General features: G+C 55.9%; 18 protein-coding genes. 1 reads left to right on the top strand and 17 read right to left on the bottom strand.

The features are described from left to right. Window position 1 precedes the first annotated feature (1 nt). From METAC_RS0110270 to METAC_RS0110310, 11 genes are all read right to left on the bottom strand, one after another. A complete protein-coding gene (locus METAC_RS0110270; RefSeq protein WP_026606961.1) occupies window positions 2-739 on the bottom strand; it encodes a hypothetical protein in 738 nt (245 codons plus the stop codon). Between the two features lie 130 nt (window positions 740-869). Next, entirely contained in the window at window positions 870-1,058 is a 189-nt protein-coding gene (locus tag METAC_RS0110275; protein WP_026606962.1) for a hypothetical protein, read from the bottom strand. Between the two features lie 12 nt (window positions 1,059-1,070). Next, a complete protein-coding gene (locus METAC_RS0110280; protein WP_026606963.1) occupies window positions 1,071-1,511 on the bottom strand; it encodes a hypothetical protein in 441 nt (146 codons plus the stop codon). Window positions 1,512-2,002: 491 nt separating this feature from the next. Further along, window positions 2,003-2,839, bottom strand: coding sequence for a phage head-tail connector protein (locus tag METAC_RS25810; protein WP_245257461.1), 837 nt, complete (start codon window positions 2,837-2,839; stop codon window positions 2,003-2,005). A 169-nt stretch (window positions 2,840-3,008) separates the two neighbouring features. Beyond that, entirely contained in the window at window positions 3,009-3,464 is a 456-nt protein-coding gene (locus METAC_RS26435; RefSeq protein ID WP_156898171.1) for a hypothetical protein, read from the bottom strand. 48 nt (window positions 3,465-3,512) lie between these two features. Beyond that, the gene (locus tag METAC_RS0110285; RefSeq protein WP_026606964.1) at window positions 3,513-5,030 is read right to left on the bottom strand and encodes a hypothetical protein; all 1,518 of its coding nucleotides are present in this window, start codon (window positions 5,028-5,030) and stop codon (window positions 3,513-3,515) included. Window positions 5,031-5,216: 186 nt separating this feature from the next. Further along, window positions 5,217-6,293 carry a hypothetical protein gene (locus tag METAC_RS0110290; RefSeq protein ID WP_026606965.1) on the bottom strand — a complete coding sequence of 359 codons (1,077 nt, stop codon included), beginning with the start codon at window positions 6,291-6,293 and terminating at the stop codon, window positions 5,217-5,219. Window positions 6,294-6,505: 212 nt separating this feature from the next. After that, on the bottom strand, window positions 6,506-7,861 hold the full coding sequence (locus METAC_RS0110295; protein ID WP_026606966.1) for a phage portal protein: 1,356 nt from the start codon (window positions 7,859-7,861) through the stop codon (window positions 6,506-6,508). A gap of 71 nt (window positions 7,862-7,932) precedes the next feature. Next, window positions 7,933-9,243, bottom strand: a complete 1,311-nt coding sequence (locus METAC_RS0110300; RefSeq protein ID WP_026606967.1) for a phage terminase large subunit — start codon at window positions 9,241-9,243, stop codon at window positions 7,933-7,935. A gap of 829 nt (window positions 9,244-10,072) precedes the next feature. Then, the gene (locus METAC_RS0110305; protein ID WP_026606968.1) at window positions 10,073-11,377 is read right to left on the bottom strand and encodes a heterodisulfide reductase-related iron-sulfur binding cluster; all 1,305 of its coding nucleotides are present in this window, start codon (window positions 11,375-11,377) and stop codon (window positions 10,073-10,075) included. 1 nt (window position 11,378) lies between these two features. After that, entirely contained in the window at window positions 11,379-12,590 is a 1,212-nt protein-coding gene (locus METAC_RS0110310) for an FAD-binding protein (protein WP_026606969.1), read from the bottom strand. Between the two features lie 492 nt (window positions 12,591-13,082). Between METAC_RS0110310 and METAC_RS23175 the strand changes: the two genes are divergently transcribed. After that, window positions 13,083-13,748: an acyl-homoserine-lactone synthase gene (locus METAC_RS23175; RefSeq protein ID WP_156898172.1), complete on the top strand. Its 666-nt coding sequence runs from the start codon at window positions 13,083-13,085 to the stop codon at window positions 13,746-13,748. A gap of 20 nt (window positions 13,749-13,768) precedes the next feature. Here the strand turns inward: METAC_RS23175 and coaA are convergent, their stop codons facing one another. The 6 genes from coaA to METAC_RS25195 all read right to left on the bottom strand — a co-directional run bounded on the left by coaA (window position 13,769) and on the right by METAC_RS25195 (window position 17,767). After that, entirely contained in the window at window positions 13,769-14,731 is a 963-nt protein-coding gene (gene coaA, locus METAC_RS0110320) for a type I pantothenate kinase (protein WP_026606970.1), read from the bottom strand. Between the two features lie 65 nt (window positions 14,732-14,796). Next, the gene (locus tag METAC_RS0110325; RefSeq protein WP_026606971.1) at window positions 14,797-15,126 is read right to left on the bottom strand and encodes a phosphoribosyl-ATP diphosphatase; all 330 of its coding nucleotides are present in this window, start codon (window positions 15,124-15,126) and stop codon (window positions 14,797-14,799) included. Further along, the gene (hisF, locus tag METAC_RS23180) at window positions 15,123-15,941 is read right to left on the bottom strand and encodes an imidazole glycerol phosphate synthase subunit HisF (protein ID WP_051335510.1); all 819 of its coding nucleotides are present in this window, start codon (window positions 15,939-15,941) and stop codon (window positions 15,123-15,125) included. Before hisF ends, METAC_RS0110325 begins: the two co-directional genes overlap by 4 nt. Window positions 15,942-15,969: 28 nt before the next feature. Then, window positions 15,970-16,710, bottom strand: a complete 741-nt coding sequence (hisA, locus tag METAC_RS0110335) for a 1-(5-phosphoribosyl)-5-[(5-phosphoribosylamino)methylideneamino]imidazole-4-carboxamide isomerase (RefSeq protein WP_026606972.1) — start codon at window positions 16,708-16,710, stop codon at window positions 15,970-15,972. Continuing rightward, window positions 16,707-17,354: an imidazole glycerol phosphate synthase subunit HisH gene (hisH, locus tag METAC_RS0110340; protein WP_026606973.1), complete on the bottom strand. Its 648-nt coding sequence runs from the start codon at window positions 17,352-17,354 to the stop codon at window positions 16,707-16,709. Before hisH ends, hisA begins: the two co-directional genes overlap by 4 nt. Next, window positions 17,351-17,767, bottom strand: a complete 417-nt coding sequence (locus tag METAC_RS25195; RefSeq protein WP_198017201.1) for a DUF2628 domain-containing protein — start codon at window positions 17,765-17,767, stop codon at window positions 17,351-17,353. The genes hisH and METAC_RS25195 overlap by 4 nt, the downstream gene beginning before the upstream one ends. Window positions 17,768-17,947 lie beyond the last annotated feature (180 nt).

The following is a 17,947-nucleotide window of genomic DNA, read 5'->3' on the forward strand; positions in this document are numbered from 1 at the left end:
TTTAGGACGCCTCGCCGAAGGACCAAGTCATGACGTTACCAGCCGCATCGGCAAAGCAGGAAAAATCGAATTCCGGCATGACAAAGTCCTCGAGCTTCGTCTGGAAACTCAGCTTAGTCGACGTGCAATTATTAAGTTGCAACGAAATTGCCTGCCCCTGATAAGACGTATAAAAAACCGCCTGAAAGGTCGGAGTCGTACCCAATAGCTGGTTTGCCACGCTGACCTTCGTCCCCGAATTGCCGACCGTGTAAAGATAGCTCGTAAAGACCGTCTTTCCCGCATCGCCGGAACTAAATGTATAGACACCTGAAACGACCGAATATTGACCTACTGACGGCGTCGACGCAACCTTCACCAGTGGCAAGCCTGTCGCCGCATAAACGACACCTTCATCGCCGACAAACGACCCGGAATTAGCTACAGTATTTGTGTATGGACTTGTTGACCCGACAGCCCCAACTTCAGCAAATGACGTCGCCACTTGGCCAGCGACCGGATTAACGCCATAAAATAAATTTGCGAAGGCTAAGCCGGAGATGCGCGCCAGTTTAGCCTTTCCTGTTGTCTTAATCGTCCCGCGAGCAGCAGCTATCGGTCTCTGATACTGGCCATATAGCTCTTTGATCGTCGCAGTTTCCTCAATTGTTACCTCTTGAACCGATCCAAAATTAATTGGCGTCCCATTCAATATGTCATTACGAGTCCCAAGCAATACGCCGGAACCAAAACTATACATTTATAACCTCACTTCTAAGTTTCGTAATTTGCCACACTGATTTTCTTAATGTAGCTTAGGATGCGATCAATCTTGCGAACAGCCGTCAATTCCAGTGTCGCACTCACGCACAACTTACAATATCCGGTCCTTAGGTAGCGCTTTCAGGTTCGCCAACCAATTTTTTTATGCGTTCCTTAAGGTCTTCAATTGCAGCGCTGACCGTGTTCCAGACAATCACGTCACGCGCTACGACCGATCCAGCAAGCATCTCGAAGCGCCACAGGTCCACGATCTCGGCGACGTCATCAATTTTCGTTGGATAGCGAGAAACGTTCACAATTCTACTCTCTTAGGGCAAAATGATCTTAATAGGAACAATTACGAGTCCATCGCCATCGATGTCACCCGGGTCTTTTAAAATCTTGCCGTCGATTCGACATTGATACGCGACGCCGTTCAAAGTGTTGCGTCCGGCGACCTTATCATAGCCAGTCGGCATGAACGCCTCGTCAAGCGCGTCAAGCACATCGTTGACGAGCGCGCCGCCAATAGACTTTGGATCCTTCGCATTAAGGTAAATAAATAACTTAACTTCAACTATACGCTTCGGCGTCGCAATATCTGTCCAAACATATGTGTCATGTCCCCCTTCATAGATAAAACAGGCGGGACGGTTCATCGTAGGGACATCACTCCATAATTTCAATCGACGCGCCGGTCCGATCGCCCAGGCATATGTACCTTCAACTTGCTGAATAAGTCCCGCAATTGCGAGCTCACGTGCAGACATAGCGTTTGCTCATAAAAATCATAAGTTGCGGCGCAGATCTACGCAAATAGCGAAGCACTATCAGCCCTTATTCAAAGACTTTAGCAACGCAGCTTTCCAACTCGCCATTAAAACATCATGGATATTTGCATTTGCATCGCCAAATACGATCGTGCTTGACGCGTCCGGCTCGCCAACAGAGTCTCTGCCCACGACCCGTGACCGACATATGAGGCAACTCCCTAAAACTTTCTCTTTCGTCGATGTCAATTCGGTCGCTGCGCGTCGACCGGCTAGTTTAACTTTTCGAGAAACACACCCGTCACTTTCTGTCGTCAATACTAAAATCCCTTGATCGTCGCTCACCGTCGCATAAATCGACGATGCCAAGCGCGCCCAAGGCGCGCGAACGCGTTCGACACACCGAACTCGTCAAATGCGATCTCCAAAGACGTCGCATAAATTTACTACTGTTGAAGGAAACATGTTGAAATTGCGCCGATTCAATTTAGTCAAGGGGTCACAATTCTTCGATAGGGGACCAGAGCGCTTCGAACAAAATCCGGTATATCCTTAACAATAAACGCTATCGTTTCTTGTCCGCCGAGAGACTTCGATTGTTGCCCGATGCGCGAGCGATATGTATATCGCTCTGCGGCCCAATCCATACAACAAGCAGCAAGTTCAGCCGGCATATATCCGTAGGATATTTGCATCTCGACGCCAGCATCAGCCTGCGAAAATGTATATGTTCCGTCCGCTACAGAATATTGCCCACCTAAAGGATTCGAAGCGACACGCGTGAGTTGCGTACCGTCGATATAACTTACGCCGCAATCACTGCGCCAGTCGCCCAACGGCGCTGCTGCAGCAACACAAAATGGAGCGGACTTCGGTCCGGTCACATTTTCGTCAGTGATTTGATATCCCGCGGTATAGGAAATCATCACATTCTGAATGCCGCAGACGAAGCGTCCATTTCGAAGCGACAAGCGCTGCATACCTCCAGGCGGCCAACTCCCGGCAGGATCTATAATATACCCAACACTTTCACTCCATATTCCCGCGTTTTGGACGAAAGAGGGAATGAGTACGTCATTGATCCTGCATGCTATGATTCCGAGAACAGGCCACTCGCGAAGTGTGACCGACCTCTCGCCGCCGCCATCAAATACATCTTCAAATGGCATTGGAAGAATGGATGAACGGTTGATGTATGCAAGAATAGCGCGACTAATTTGACTTATTAGATGACCAAGGAACACATCGTCGTCGTCCCCAGCGATATCCAAACATCCCTTCAAATCTCCTAGACTCGCAAAGTCAAACGGAGAAGGCATTTTATTCATATCCCTTCACGAGAGACGTCTCTTCGTATTCTCGTAAGTCACGCCCGAACCTGATGTCCGCGGCAATCCATCGAAATTCAAGCGTTCCACTTTTCAATTTCTGAAGATCGCCTTTGCCTACGCATAAAAATGCGCTGTCCAATTACCCCAAGTCGTTGCAGGCACGGGCTCATTTGCCGGCGTTGCGAGCCAGTCGGCGCAACTGGTCATTTGTAATCGGCAACGAGACCGCGACGCGCTGCATTCTGAGAAATGCAAATAACTCGTTACGGTTGAGCTTTTCAATCCGTTCGGCATCGCATATTGTCATTCTGCCACTCTGCCCGAATCCGTCAGATCCTTCTGGCGCAACATTTTGCTCTTCTACATGAAATTTTAGCCCGTCAGACGCTTTTTCCGAGCTCGACGACGACGAATATTTCGGCTGAATAACCAATTCGGGATTGTCCAATGCGCTTTTGCAGTTTATCGAGTTAAGATTAGTTTCATTGCAATGCGTAAAGCCATGGCTTGCGAACGTCAGCCAGTCTTGGTCATCGACTTCGATTGAGCCATCTTCGCCTATGTTAACTGCAGTGCCGCGATGCGATACCGAGGCACAGCCAATTGGAGCACGCAATTTCATCGGCTTTATCCTCATTGCCTTCATATAGAAGTGTAGCCAGAGGCCCTTTTAGCCATTTCCGATGTTGGTGATCATCGCCATTGACGGAGGAAAGTAATTTTGAAGCACTTCATCCGCATAGACTCCGTACTCGTATCTACGCGTCCGCAACGGCCACTCGATCTGATAATAATCTTGTCGCGTCCGGATTTGCAACACGTTGCCGACGCCAGCGAGCGGGTACGGAAGCGCCTTAGAGGTCATCAATATTGTTCCAGCGGGCATATTCGGATGCACTTTAATATCTAGCACCGCTCCACCCTGCATTGGAAAGCGGTTTAGATATGTTCGAACCATGATCCCACCGCCAACCATTTCCTGAGCGGACTCGAATACAAATCGCTGCGCGGCGGATTGGGAGCCCAACAAGATTTTTCGTGATATGTTCAAAGCCTCTTGCGAATTCACCCAAATCGTGTCCGGCGAGAGTCGGAAATTGTCCCACATATACTTGAGCACTGCATCAATTTCGATAATTCCTCCTGCGCTATCGGAGGTCAGAGGTGTGCCAGTCCCTGCCGCCCCAGTGGTCATCGTATAGATGTAAGAACCCGATCCCTGCTTGATTGCTTGATAAATCAAACCATCGAATGCGAGCGCATTTGCAGAATTGTCATTCACTCCGAGCGACGCAGCAGTCTGCACACCGGCAGCAATCGCCGTAATGACAATTGAATTAATTGTAGTGATAGCACCAAGCGCTTCAGCTCCGGGCGCACCCCAGAACCAAGCGTATCCCAACGCACCGCGTACCGCCGAAACGCTCGCGCTAATAGATCCAGTTGGCCCCGCTACTGCGACGGTGGCGTTGGCGCTTTTAGCGCCAACGCCACCGCCAAACGTATCAGTCGATCCGTCCGCGTTAACACGTGTGATTTGTCCCTGGATACCCGACGCCACAGAGCCATTGACGAGTCCATCATGCGTGAGGGCCGCGCAAATGACAGAATAGGTCTGTGTCCCGAGAGAACCTCCAATTCCAGATGACGTCAACGTAGGGGTCGGCGTTACGCCGAGAGGCGTTGAGGCGCATCCACCAAGAATCATCGATTCTTCGCCCAGCATCAATGCCTCGAGGCCCGTTTTCGCTGCCGCGGCGCGAACGTCATCGAACTCCTGACCGGCATATTGCGCCTCAAAGTCGACGCTGGTCTCAACGCCGATGCCTTTATAGGTCGCTGTGTAATCCTGGGTCGCAATCGCTAGCACACCGCCACGATTAGCGGAAGAAACGCCGAAACGTAGCCCATTTGTGTTAATTGCCGTAATTGCCCGCCACGCGGCCTGAATGCCGCCTTTCCCGGAAACGCGAGGAATCGAGTTACGTAGGGGAGTGAGAACAGGATAAAGGAATTTTGCGCCAAGCTCGAGATCGTAAAATGTGAGTCCTGAGGTCGGTGACGAACTTTGCGAGAACGTTCCTTTTTCAAGTCCCAGTAGACTTCTAAACCGAGGATCACCGAGAGGCCGTTGCTGGGCCGTCTTGAGTCGGCCTAGCACATCCTCGACGTCGGTTTGCGATATCATACGCTGCTCCTAAGGAGAAAATGTATAGAGGTAATGAGAATCGGCGTGGATTGCGCTTCACACCGGTCGAAGCGGCAGCCGAAAGGCCCGATCAATATTACGATATATTGCTTGTCGGCTTAGTCGGTACAAATTACCGAATTGGGGCTAGGAGCATTGCCTTGCATTTTTGGATTTGCATACCGTCTACCGCGAGGTCCTGCCCCCGCTACGATGTGCCAATTTTATAGCGAGCAGAGAAAGTCCATCCGGATCGGATAGAAGCTGGTCGACGACATCGCTAGAACGGAGCCCTCCACTGGCATCCTCGGCTTTAGAAATTGCTCTATTATTACCGCCAACAGGGAGCGGCACCGGCTGCGCCTCGATGCGCATTACTCTCTGGAGTACATCGTCCAGGGTTCTCGCCAAAACTTCGAAGCTTTTTTCTAGCCCACCCGATGCAAACTGTTGCGACGGACAAGATAGGCGCCGGCAATCGCTCTCTTCGGACCGATCGCGCAGCTTGATGCTATTCGCTTTATCAAGAAACTTCACCGATGATCGCGAAGGTGCCGAATCCTGAGATTGTTCGCCGTCAGCTTCTTTCATGTTTCTTTCGTCGGACGCCGTTCGCAGAATCGATATTGCGCGGTCAATGATGTCGCTAAATTTATATGACACATCCGAGATTTCACGCCCGGGATCATCAGATTCCTTCGCTGTATCTCGTAAGGACTCCATTTCTTGAATTATCGCGTCAGTTGGATTGTCGGCGCGAACGCTATCAGAAAACTGACGAAATTCTCGGCTCCCATCAATTTTGATCAGCTCAAAGGACGACTCCGCCAAGCATGGAACGTCGACGAGCGAGATTTCTGTTGGCGCGGCCGTATAACGTGTAAGGCCGTCGGCGTCTGTCCAACGCTTTAAATAGGCGCCACCTTGCGAGAAGCCCGTATAAACGCCTTCTACAACCTTCTCCCATTCACTATCGTCAACAACCTTTACGCAGATTTCGATCTGCCTATCCAAATCATTGAAGTTTATCGCAGTGACCTTGCCGGCAGCGTTGGGCTTGTGCATCGCTCTCAGCACGCCAAGCGATCGGCCTCGCGTTGACCTGGCGATTTCGTTCGACCACTTTTCATATTGCGGCTTAGTAGAATTGTAATCGCAAATTTCCCCAGCTCGGTCTTGCTTCTCCGCGGTCGCGAGGCCGTAGACGAGGCGCTGCGCCGCATCGACCTTTGTGATCGGGATGAACATACGCAACGCTGACATCCGTTCTCCCATTTTTGAATAAGACATAAGCAAGTCAACTAAATCTACCGGCGCTGCAAGAGCGGTAATCTAAGCGCAGTGGTCTGAGCATATGAGACGTGACGTTCCGTTCCCTAAGACCGGCGCGTTATCTGTAGACGAAGTTTATTGTTTTGACGCAAGCGAGTCCGCCAACGGCGTATCACCGCTTGCATTGGAGCATTAGATTGAATTCAGTCCGGCAATGCCACATATCCAGCAGCAGTCAATGTCATCGGCTTATTTGCTGACACCTCGTCAACTGGTTCGCGGCCGAGCGTGGCGCGAGCTTCGTTAATAGTGAGAATGCCTTTTGATGTGTAACTTGAGAGAATAGCCTCTTGAATCAAAGGATCCGTCTCTTGACCGGCGCCCCAAATAAATTCGAGATCCGGCGAATCGAATTCACGCGCTAAAATGTCGTCGAAGAGCGACTTCGACCAGCCCAAAATTGGCGCGAGTCCCTCCTCCTCCGCGAGCTCCTTTTGCGTTTCTGCGGTGGCTCGGTTCATTGACTGAGTAAGCGCTTGCGGCGAAATTGAAAAAGCGAAGCATATGATGCGCGCTAACCATTCATCAAACGGACCTTTTAGCTCTGGTTCCTTTGTTTGAACAAAGGTCTTTGCGACGCCGCCAGGAACGAATTTTGCGCGGCGCCGACGACTGAGTTCCCCGTCAAAATATGCATCCCAGTATTTTTGGTAGGAAGCGATTTGGTCCGGGGTCCAGCTTTCCGGTACGCCGATCAAACTGTCCGGGATGTTTCCCTCGGTGAAATAATCCAGCAGATAAGCTTGGCGGCGGAGGGCGATATTCACCGTCGTGACAATTTGCTCGACCGGACTAAAGCCATAGACATGATTGACGCGGATGTTTCGCGGTCTGTAGATTAAATCGCGCACAGAATAGTCTATCGCAGGATAACCTTTGAGGATTTGCTGATAGGCGACGGGATAGACAATTTGTTCTCCATCCCGATATGGCTGGGGCGTACGGCCCCATGCATCGATGACAGGTTTGACCGTCGCACCGTCAAGAGGTAGAAGCGTATTGATGCGCCCACTTCGGTCGCGACTTACATATAGAGCAGTCGCATCGGTCACCAGGACTTCTTCGAGAATCATTCGCAACCAATCGGCGAAACAATGAATGCCGTCCGGGCGCCGAAAAAATAATGTCGCAGACGCAATGCGCTCCAAGTCGGTTTGAGTGACCGCTGTTTTGGATCGCGCGCTTATGCTCCAGCATTGGCGCGTTGCCTGGTCTTTGCGGGTTTCTATGACAAGGCGCAGTAAGTCATATCCGTCTGCAAGCGCGCGCAAAGTTGAGAAAGTTACAGGCTCATACGGACGGGATGTTGTTGAAAGATTGTAGCCGGACGGAAAGTCCCACTGTCGGCCGGTCACTTCGGTCGGCGCCAGTGGAGAAATAGGCGTCAGGGGGCCGAACCAGTTCGCCGCATCGCTTTCTTTTGTCGCGCTTCCAAAGCTAACATTGACCTGATACGGACTGAGCGACCATGTTCTCTGCCCCACTCCGCGCTCGGCCATTTCTAAGTCCCTTTCTAAGGTAGATGCGATCCATGTTGGCTGCATTTGTTAGCGGTGCCGATCCGCCACAATCATAAACTCCGACGGCCCCCTTCAGCTTGACGCCGGTAGAATTCGATGATTCCAGCCCCGTCGTCTGTGGCGAAGAGATATGTCAGCGCCCAAATCGCTGCGTCTACGTGGTCGGGACTGCCGGCTCCGCCATATCCGGCCGATGAAAACGCGCATAGTTGGTCTTCGAGCTTGGCAAACCGGCTAACATGATGAACCTGCCCCTGCGAATAGCGTACGGAAATCGGCTCGGCTCTTACAGCTTTTCCTCGGCTTGCAACGACCAACCGAACTGGCACATTGGGATCCGCCGCCTTGATGGTCGCGCGGACCATCTCGCCGCCGAAATTCGATTCGGCGACGATGCAATCCGCGCGAAATTCATGGAAAGCGACGACCGCCCGTCTCCCCCACACCGCCGGAGCTTCTCGACACGATCGATCAGCGAGAATATAGCAGTCCCCATCGGATCCGCGGGCCGCGACTATGATGCCGATTTCATCGGCGCCGAGATCGTCGCGTCCGGCCGCGCCCGAGGGATCCACGGCGACGACGACCGCCATGCGCTGGTCTTCTGGAATGTCTTCAGGTTGACGACGATTGGCGTCAATCCCTTCGTAAGTCCAAAGAGCTCCTTCGACCTCGTCGACATAAACGCCCTCTAAAAAGCGTTTACGCTGCTTTTCAGGAAGCTCCGCAAGGCTCGCCAGGAATTCGGGCGAAAGATTCGCGGCATTGTCAGGAGGATTTAGAAATTCGCGCTGATAGTTTTTTGGGGATTTAAGCGGTTGCAAGCTGATTGGATCTCGTTTTTCGCCAAACAGAAGGTTGGTCCAATGCGTCTTGCCGACAGGATTAAGGTCAAAAAAGGCCCGTTGAGGCACCTCCGGAACCAATTGGGCCAAGCGGGTGAGAGCTATCAAAGCGGATGAATATGGAATTTGGGACGCTTCGTTTAAATAGACGGTCGAATATTCAAGTCCCAAGATTTTTTCGACACGCTCCTTGTCGTCCAGGCCGCCGATCCAAATACGGGCGCCGTTCGGCAGCGCAAAATAGCCGTCCTGCCGATGCTCTTTTAAACGCACGTTCGGATAGCAAAGATGCATAACCTGCGGAAGCGTATCGAGCGCGATCGATGCTCGCGCTGCGTTTGCATGAAGACGCAGGATCGCGTGACGAGAACAGCCGGATGCGAGCGCGCGACCAACAATAGCTCTTACAATTAGAAATGTTTTGCCGGAGCGTGTTCCTCCGGCGAGGCAAGTGTAACGTTGAGGCCCTTCCAGGAGACGACGAGCCGTCTCTTGACCTGGGCTGAATGTAACCATGCAGGATCCTGTTTATAATATAAGTCGTCGCGCGCTTTTCAGCGACGAATGGCATTCTCCTTGACGCCTTATTGTGGATATGGCGAGCTGCCAAAACAAGACCACACAGATCTTCAAAATTACTTTTAATACGGGATGCGTGTAGCGAGTTTGTCGTCACGGGCCTTCAAATTGGTTTGAGGCCGCGTGGATTGCCGTCTGCATACGCGCATATATCAATAGCAAACCATCCAAGGTCAATTCGTCGGCGTAATTTCGATTGCGCGATCATACAAAGTTACAGTCGCGCATTTTGTGGGTCATCGCAAAATCAGACTCGACCAAAGCCTCGATGGCGAGGACCTCGGCGCCATTGATGCAATATGCTCATATGTGGCATTTTACGGAAGTGATTCAGTTCAACTTGTCTGCAGTGGTAGAGTTTGTCCGCTGCATACGCGCATATAACCATAGCAATTTATCGCAGGTCAATGCGTCGACAAAACCAACATAACACAACCTTACATGCGTCCATTCGTTCAGGCTGTGGATTTACTAGCGGTTTAAATTTTCACGGCGTGAGCGCGCGAAGCGCGTCGACAGCCGATTACGAGGCGCACACAGATGCTCTTCTCTTACCGCAATCAGCTGTTTCGATTAAGCGCTAGGGCGCAAAACTTGCGCGCTGCACACGCGCATAAAGCCATATCTTTTCGTTGCAGGTCAATGCTTCGCAGCGCCGTCTCAGACGCGATCTTACCCGAGTCGCCAAGCCTGTTGACCAATCGGCGGATGGGCGAAGCGCGGAGTTGCTCTAGACGCGCTTGGTCCGCGTGGATAATTCCGGCGCCTAGTCCAGCCCCGGAGGCCGCGGCCCGCCATAGGCAAAGGCGAGGAGTTCGATCGTATGAACCATCGGAATGTCGATTGCGCTCGCGATCTGCGTCACGCAGCCGATATTGCCGGTGGCGACGACGTCGGGCGAAGTTGCAAGAATATTCGCGACCTTGCGATCGCGGAGCGCTGCGGCCAATTCTGGCTGAAGGATATTATAGGTCCCGGCAGAACCGCAACATAGATGCGCCTCGGCGAGATCGCGCACCAAAAAGCCGGCCTGGGCGAGAAGGCGCTTCGGCAGCGCATCGATTTTCTGCCCATGCTGCATGGAACAGGCGGACTGGTAGGCGACGGTCAACGCAGGCAGCGATCGCGGAGCGCCAAGATCGAGGGTCGCAAGAAACTCGGTTGCGTCTTTCGCAAGCGCCGAGATGCGCGCGGCCTTTGCGGCATAAGACGCTTCGTTCCTTAGGAGGAAACCGTAATCCTTAATCATCGTTCCGCAACCAGACGCGGTCACGAGAATAGCGTCTAGACCACGCGACTCTATCTGCGCGCTCCACAAGTCTATATTTCGCCGCGCCTGGGAAAGCGCCTGCGCCTCGTCACCCAAGTGATGGACGAGCGCGCCGCAACAGACCTCGCCAGGCGTAGCTGCAATTTCCACCCCGAGACGCTCCAGCAGATCGATCGCCGAAGCATTTGTTTGTGGTCGTAAAACGCTCTGCGCGCAGCCCTTCAGCAAGGCGACGCGCGCAATCTGCGGCGTATTGGTTTTTGTAGCCGTCTTGCTCCGGCGCCTCAAAGCGCGATCGAGACGATTGGGCGCCAGCCGCAGCATCGCGGCAAGCCGCTGGCCTGTTTTGCCGAAGCCCGCAAGCATAGGCGCCAACGGCTTGGCGAGGACGCCGGCGCGGAGCGCGAGCGCGAAACGCCTTGGATGGGGGAGAATAAAAGCGAGCGATGCGCGCATCAGCCTCTCGGCGAACGGCCTCCTGTAAGTCTTTTCGATCCTGGCCCGCGCAGCGTCGACGAGATGCATGTAATTTACGCCGGATGGACACGTCGTCATGCAGCCGAGACAAGAGAGGCAGCGGTCGATGTGCCGAACTGTTTCTGCATCGGCGGCGCGATCGGCCTCGAACATCTCTTTGATGAGGTAAATGCGTCCACGCGGACTGTCGAGCTCGTCGCCGAGAAGCATGAAGGTCGGGCAGGTCGCCGTGCAAAATCCGCAATGGACGCAACTGCGCAGGATCTTGTCGGCTTCCGCTGTTCCTACGTCCGAAAGCTGCGCCAAGGAAAAATTGGTTTGCATGTCAAAACTCGAAAAAAAGGCGTCTCGGCTCTAAGATCCCGTTCGGATCGAATGCAGCCTTCAAACGACGAGACAAAGCCACTAGCGCGCTGTCCTGAGGCCCAAACGCGTCGATCCGACCGCGAAGCTCTGCAGGAGCCCGAACAAGCGTGGCATGCCCACCTCCTTGAGCCGCCACCGCGCGCTTGATCACCTCCGCGCCGGCGTCTGCGGCAAGGTCAGACGATGGCTCCACAGCGAGCCAGACCAGCCCTCCAGACCAGTCGAACAGCGCCTCGCAAGACAAGGCCTCGGCACATGCGTCGGCGACCCTCGGTCCGGCGGTCGGCGCGACTGAACATTTCCAAATGAGGCTCTCGGACGAGGTTGCAAGCGGAGCAACGTCACGGATCGCCGACCAGAGAATTTTGGAAGCTTCTGCGTCAAGAGAATCTGACGGGCCGAACGGTTTCAAAATGGCGGCCAGCCGTTCGAAACGCGCCTTTACGGACGGCGCGAATCCTTCAACGCGCAAGACCGTGAGCGCGGTCGAATATCCTTGGCGCTGCGCCGCCGCCGCCGGCAAATGAGCCGCGCCCGAGACGTCGACCGGCGCGCCCATCGCAGTGCAAAGCGCAGCGATCGCGCGGCCGGGATCGAGGCCGGAGAGAACGAGCGTCGCGACAGTCTCCGGCGCCGGCAAGACCTTGACTGTGATTTCTGTCGCGACCGCCAATGTTCCGAAAGAGCCGGCGAGCGCGCGAGGAAGATCGTAGCCAGTCACATTCTTCACGACGCGACCGCCGGCCTTGAAGGCCTCGCCGCGACCGGACACTGCCTTGACCCCGAGCACGTGATCACGGGCTGCTCCCGCCTTGATCCGGCGGGGCCCGGAGAGATTGGCCATGACGCAGCCGCCGAGCGTGCCGGCTCCGGTCCCGTAGATCCGGCTGAAAGACATGGGCTCAAAAGCAAGTTCCTGGCCCTGATCGGACAATAGCGTCTCGATCGTCTCGATCGGCGTGGCCGCGAGCGCCGAAAGCACAAGCTCCTCAGGCTCATAGAGCGTCACGCCCGACAGAGCCGAGAGGTCGAGCCGGCGCACGGCCTCGCTCGGCCTGCCGAGCGCCGATTTGGAGCCGAGGCCGGAGACGCTGAGCGGCGTGCGCGAGGCGACGGCCAAAGAGACGGCGGCCGCGACTTCGGCGGCGTCGGCCGGGGCGAGAGGAGACATTTGAAACCTACGCGGCAAGATCGGAACGAAATCTATACCTATTTTCCGAGGCTTTGGCACCCGAGGCTCAGCCTTGACAATACGATCAGAGGTTCAGCGACACGAGCGGAGGCCGAATCCTTGCGCATTTGCATGAAAGATCGGGCGCATGACCGAGTTTCCGCAGAAGCCGATCATTTAAGCCTTGCTCCTAAAGGCGCCGCCGCTCGACCGCCGCGGCCCAACGGCTCTGCTCACACGGTGAAACAACACGCCATTCAGCACATGTTGATCCTTTCGAGTGATAGCGCCGACATGAGGCGAGACCTGACTACAAGACGGATGATGGCTATGAGTTGCTTTGCATAACTTGTTCGTCGGATGCTGTGCGCGCGAGTCACGACTGATGCGTAATTTATGTAATAATATTACGCAAACTCATCCATTTGGTGGATTTCCTTCATGCGCAAAAATCATCACCTTGGAGCCTTCCCGTGACGTTCGAGGTTGCCGGTGATAGATATAATCCACGGTTACGAACGGCTTGCTCGCCCAAAGTTTTTCGATGAGATGTTGCGTCACCGCAAGCACTTTACGGTCGGCTCGGGAAACATGGGTTTGAACCCCATCGATGATGAACTCGACATCGACCCGTTCGATCGAGACGACGCCGTTTACCTATGTAGCCGCCTGCCAGACGGCGCGCTTGCCGGATCCGTCCGCTTTCTCAACACGATGACCGCGACAATGGCGGAAGGACTTTTGAAGACAGATTTCTCAAACTTGGCAGTTCGGGCGCCGACGATTTGGGAGTGCTCGCGATTCGTCTTTTCAAATAATGTCAGCCTTCAGCCAAATGGGGCGCCGTTACCGGCCTGTGAACTCATCGTCGGGATGTGCCTTTTCGGCCTTGAAAATGGGGTGACGCAAATGACCGCCGTTCATGAGGCGAGCCTGGAAGCCGTTTTTGCGAAATGTGGCCTGGATTTCGACGTTCTCGGACGATTGTGGATCGAGAATTACGGCGCGATGCATTATTCGCTCTGGGATATTTCGCGTGATTTAGCGACATTGGTTCGTCAAGCGACGCAATTATCGTCGGATTTGTTACGCCCTGAAGACTTGGGCTCTGCGCAAGACTTTGGCTTCGTGCAAAGCCAGGGCCGCGCGGACGAGTAGCGCGGCGCCAAGGGCTCGACCTACAACTTGCGCAGCTCCACTTCCTCGACGCGATGGCTCGGCCCTTTAGTAAGAACCAAATTGGCGCGGGCCTTCGTCGGCAATATGTTTTCGCGTAGATTTTTCAGGTTGATCCGGGTCCAAATATCCTGCGCAGTAGCTTCCGCGGCGGCGTCGTCGAGGTCCGCATATTTCTTGAAGTAGGACGAAGGATCGCGAAACGAGGTCTGACGCAACCGCATGAAGCGGTCGACGAACCATTTTTCGAGTTCCGTCTCCTCCGCATGGAGATAGACCGAAAAATCAAAGAAATCGGATACGAAGGGTATGGCGCGACCGTCTTTGCCCGCGCGATTAGGCATTAGTACGTTCAGCCCCTCGACGATGAGGATATCCGGCCGATCGACGATAATATGCTCGCCCGGCACGACGTCATAGGTCACATGGGAATAGACCGGCGCACGTACGACGCGCTCGCCCGCTTTGACGTCGGAAAGAAAACGAAGCAAAGCAGCCCCGTCATAGCTTTCGGGAAAGCCCTTTTTCTGCATCAAGCCGTCACGCAGCAGTTCGGCGTTCGGATGCAGAAATCCGTCGGTCGTGACCAGTTCGACCTTCGGCGTGTTCGGCCAGCGCGAAAGCAAAGCCTGCATGATGCGCGACAGAGTCGACTTGCCGACTGAAACAGATCCAGCAACGCCGATAATATAGGGCGTCTTGCCGTCTTCGTCGCCGAGAAAGCGTTGAGTCGCTTTGTAGAGCCCTTGAGTCGCGGCGACGTAAAGGGACAGGAGCCGCGAAAGCGGAAGATAGATCGCAATGACCTCGTCGAGCGAAATCGGATCATTGAGAGATCTGAGTCGAGCGAGATCCTCAAGAGTCAGGGTCAGCGGCGCATCGGCGCGCAGCGCAGCCCACTCGTTTCGGGTGAACCGGTGATAAGGAGAGAGGGTCGCGGCAGCGACTGTCGCCCGCTCTTCCATGCGAGATCCTTTTTGCCGGCTGCGAAGCGTCGCATGCAATTGTCTTGGCCGGACCGCGCGCCCGGTCAAGGCGAAATATTGCGCCGCGAAGCTTTTTCTTCATGGCCAGATTTGGCGGTGCGCTTTTCGAGCTCCTCCAGAACCTCCCCGAGGGATGCGCCGCTCTGATGCAGCACGACAAGCAAATGATAAAGCAAGTCCGCGCTCTCGCTGACGACGGCCTTATGATCCTTCTCGAGGGCCGCAATGACGAGCTCGACGGCTTCCTCGCCCAATTTCTTCGCGGCGCGGGAAGGACCGCCCTCGAGCAGCGATTTTGTATAGGACGCCGCAGCGTCAGCCTTGGATCTCGCCGCGATGATCGCGGCGAGATCTTCCAAGCAAAACGTCGTCATCGGCTTGTCTCCGCAAGCAGAGAAGTGTCGGCCGGGCGCAAGGCGGACGGACTTGCGTCGAGGCGCATCGGTAGGCCGTAGCTCGCCATATGGCGCTTGGCCTCGCCGATGGTGAATTCCCCGAAATGAAAAATGGAGGCGGCGAGGACCGCGGTCGCGCCGCCGTCGCGAACGCCTTCGACAAGATGGTCGAGCGTTCCGACGCCGCCCGAGGCGATGACCGGCACGCCGACCGCGTCTGTGACGGCGCGGGTGAGCGCGATGTCAAATCCGCTCCGGGCCCCATCCCGGTCCATCGAGGTCAGCAGAATTTCCCCCGCGCCAAGGGCCACGACCTCGCGCGCATAGGCGATGACGTCGAGGCCGGTTGGACGCCGCCCGCCATGGGTGAAGATTTCCCATTTGCCGGGGCCGGTCTGCTTTGCGTCAATAGCGACGACGACGCATTGGCTGCCGAACTTTTCCGCCGCCTCGCGCACGAAATCACGATTCGCCACAGCGGCGGTCATGATCGAGACTTTATCCGCGCCCGCGAGCAAAAGCTTGCGAATATCCTCGAGCGTGCGCACGCCGCCTCCGACCGTGAGGGGCATGAAACAGGCCTCCGCCGTGCGCTGAACGACGTCGAAAATGATCGCTCGATCTTCGTGGCTCGCCGTGATGTCGAGAAAGCAAAGCTCGTCGGCGCCGGCGGAATCATAGGCGATCGCGCACTCGACCGGATCGCCGGCGTCGCGCAGATCGACGAAATTCACGCCCTTGACCACGCGGCTGTCCTTGACGTCGAGACAAGGGATGACGCGGCATTTAAGCATGGGCTCGCCCTTACAATTTAGCGATTTGTCACGCCGGCGCCTTCGCCAGCCGTATGAGATCGAGGGCTTGCGCGGGATCGAGCCTTCCGTCGTAGAGAGCCCGCCCCGTGATCGCGCCTTCGAGCTTGGCGCAGTCTGGCTTCAGCAGGCGCTCGACATCCGCAAGCGAGGCGAGACCGCCCGAGGCGATGACAGGGATCGTCAGAGCCTCCGCGAGCGCCAGGGTCGCCTCGACGTTCAAGCCCCGCAAAAGCCCATCGCGGGCGATGTCCGTATAAATCACCGCCGCCACGCCAGCATCCTCGAAACGCTTGCCGAGCTCGACGGCGGCAAGAGTGGAAACCTCCGCCCAGCCTTCGACGGCGACCAGCCCATCCCGGGCGTCGATTCCGACGGCGATGCGGCCGGGAAACAGCCGCGCAGCTCGCCGCACCAGTTCTGGATCGCGGACTGCCGCCGTTCCGATGACGATGCGCGACACGCCCTTGCCGAGCCACCCGTCGATGGTCGCGAGATCGCGCACGCCGCCGCCGAGCTGCGCAGGAATATGGATTTCCGCGAGAATGGACTCGACCGCCCGCGCATTCATCGGCTTGCCGGCGAAAGCTCCGTCGAGATCGACTATATGGAGATATTCGAACCCCTGGGCCTCGAACGCCTGGGCCTGCGCGGCCGGATCGTCGTTAAAGACCGTGGCCTTCGCCATGTCGCCCTGGACGAGGCGCACGCAGCGGCCGTCTTTGAGATCTATCGCCGGGAAGAGAATCATGGCCGCCACCTGAGGAAATTGGCGATGAACGCCAGGCCGAGCGCCTGGCTCTTCTCCGGATGGAATTGCGCGCCGGCCAGATTATCGCGCCCGATCAATGCGGTCACCGGACCGCCGTAATCTGTCGCGGCGATGATATTCGCTTCGCTCGCCGGCCGAAACGCATAGGAATGGACGAAATAGGCGTGGAGCCCATCCGCGCCTGTCGGAATATTCGCGAGCAAAGCATGCGGCCGGCGCGCGTCAAGCGTGTTCCACCCCATATGCGGAATGCGCAGCCCGGGGGCGGCCGGGATCGCTTCAACGTCGCCTTCGATCCACCCGAGCCCTGCTGTGATTTGGTGCTCCAGTCCCCGCGTCGCCATCAATTGCATGCCGACGCAAATGCCGAGAAAGGGCCTGCCTCTTTCCTGGACGGCGCAGGTCATCGCGGCGATCATTCCGGGCACGGCTTCAAGGCCAGCGCGGCAATCGGCGAAAGCGCCCACGCCCGGCAGAACCACATGGTCCGCCTGCCCGACAAAGTCGGGATCACGCGTGACGCGGATGTCGGCCGACAGGCCGGCTTCCCGCGCCGCGCGCTCGAAGGCCTTATGCGCGGAATGGAGATTGCCCGATCCATAATCGACGATGGCGACGTTCACGCGCTTTCCTCGCGAGACTCCGTCGTGGAGACGCTGCTCTCCAGCGCATCGCCGCGTCGAAAGAACGCCGACTCGGCCTCGTCCAGGCCCGATGCAGCGACAATCGCCGCGAGGCGCCGCCCTCTCGCCTGAAGCTTACGCTCGAGGAGCCGATTGGCTTCCAGCCCGAGCAGGGCCTCGAGCAGCAAGGCAATGGTTAAGGCTGCGGCGCCGGATAGGACGCCGAGCCCAGCCATCGCCAGGAGCGAAAATGCGCCTGCGACCCACAGGCCGGCCGTGAGCCAGAGCCCGTGATGAAGGAGCCAAACCGGCCCGAACAGAAACGCGCTCCGGGCGAAGCCCTCGCGAATAAATACCGCGTCCGCGAGAGACGACACGCCTTCGCCGCGAAGATGAACCGAATAGACGGCCATAATTTTGAGCATCCTCGAACGCCGCCGCCGCGCCTGCGTCACGAAAGAAAAACCGCAAGCGGACGCCATCATCTGCGATCCAATAGCGCGGGATGCGGGAAGAAAGCCAGCTTCCTCTTTAGCATCTCCCAGCCGGGCGCAACAAAGCTTAAGCGAGAGCTGAGACGAAGCCTATCGCCG

It is taken from the genome of Methylocapsa acidiphila B2 (assembly GCF_000427445.1).
Classification (GTDB): Bacteria; Pseudomonadota; Alphaproteobacteria; order Rhizobiales; family Beijerinckiaceae; genus Methylocapsa; species Methylocapsa acidiphila.